Here is a 1,513-nt window from a genome sequence, read left to right as displayed (position 1 = left end):
GGGTCCACGGCTGGTCGGTGCCCTCCGGGCGGGCGTGCACCCGGACGGTCCGCTGCCCCGGCTCCTGCCCGGGGGCGACGGTGACCCGCAGCTGCGCGCCGCCCTCCGGCAGCGCGGGGAGGGACTCCACGGCGAGGTCGACCGGGCCGCTGTGGCCGAGGTGCGCGGCGGCGGCGAGGGCCAGTTCGGCGAGCAGGCTCGCGGGCACCACCGCGGCGTCCAGCAGCCGGTGGTCGGCGAGCCAGGGCTGGGTGCCGGGGGAGAGCCGGCCGGCCAGCACGGTGAGGTCGCCGTCCGGCTCCTCGACGGCGGCGCCCAGCAGGGGGTGGCGGGCGGCGGTGAGGCCGGCGGCGGTCACGTCGCCGCTGCCCGGGCGGTGCTCCAGCCAGTAGCGGCGGTGCTCGAACCGGTAGGTCGGCAGCTCGACCGGCGCGGTGGCGCGGCCGGCGAAGAAGGCCGCCCAGTCGACGGCGAGTCCGTCGACGTGGGCCCGGCCGAGGGCGGCGAGCAGGCCGCGTTCCTCCGTGACGCCCTTGCGCAGCAGCGGTACGAACGCGGCGCCGGCGGCGGTGCCCGGCGCGGTGGTACTGCCCGGCCCGGCGTCGGGGGCCGCGTCCAGCACCGTGTCGCCGAGCGAGCTGAGCGTGTCGCCGGGGCCCAGCTCCAGGAAGCGGGTGGCGCCGTCGTCGAGCAGCGCCCGCACGCAGTCGGCGAACCGGACCGCACCGCGTACCTGGCGGACCCAGTAGTCGGGGGTGAGCATCCCGGCGGCCCCGGCCGCGTCCCCGGTCAGGTTGGAGACCAGCGGGACGGTCGGCGCGCGGTAGTCCAACTCCTGTGCCACAGCGGCGAACTCGTCGAGCATCGGCTCCATCAGGGCGGAGTGGAAGGCGTGCGAGACCCGCAGCCGGGTGGTCCGCCGGCCTTCGGCGGAGAGCCGGTCGGCGAGCGCCTCGACGGCCCGGGCCTCGCCCGAGACCACCACCGAGCGCGGGCCGTTGACGGCGGCGACGTCCAGGCCCGCGGTGAGCAGCGGGACGACCTCGGCCTCGGTGATCTCGACGGCGGCCATCGCGCCGCCGGCCGGCAGCGCCTGCATCAGCCGGCCGCGCGCGGCGACCAGCCGGGCGGCGTCGGGCAGCGACCAGATGCCGGCCAGGTGCGCGGCGGTCAGCTCGCCGATCGAGTGGCCGGCCAGCCGGTCCGGCCGCACGCCCCAGGACTCCAGGAGGCGGGCGAGGGCGACGCCGATCGCGAACAGCGCGGCCTGGGCGTACACCGTCCGGTCGAGGAGTTCGGCGTCCTCGCCCCACAGCACCTCGCGCAGCGGTCGGTCGAGGTGCCGGTCGAGCTCCCCGCAGACCTCGTCGAAGGCCCGGGCGAACGCCGGGTGGGCGGTGTACAGCTCGCGGCCCGCGCCGAGCCGCTGGGTGCCCTGGCCGGGCAGCAGGAAGGCGGTCGCGCCGCCGGGCCGGGCCTGGCCGGGGCCGGCCAGGGAGGCCCGGGCGGTGCC

1 protein-coding gene is annotated in these 1,513 nt (G+C 78.7%); it reads right to left on the bottom strand.

Going from position 1 to position 1,513, the window contains the following annotated elements:
• Nucleotides 1-1,513: acyltransferase domain-containing protein (locus tag AB0E96_RS41065; protein WP_359831932.1), on the bottom strand; the 1,513-nt coding region annotated here is incomplete at both ends.

The organism is Kitasatospora sp. NPDC036755 (genome assembly GCF_040636595.1).
Classification (GTDB): Bacteria; Actinomycetota; Actinomycetes; order Streptomycetales; family Streptomycetaceae; genus Kitasatospora.
This window is presented reverse-complemented; position numbering and strand designations above follow the sequence as displayed.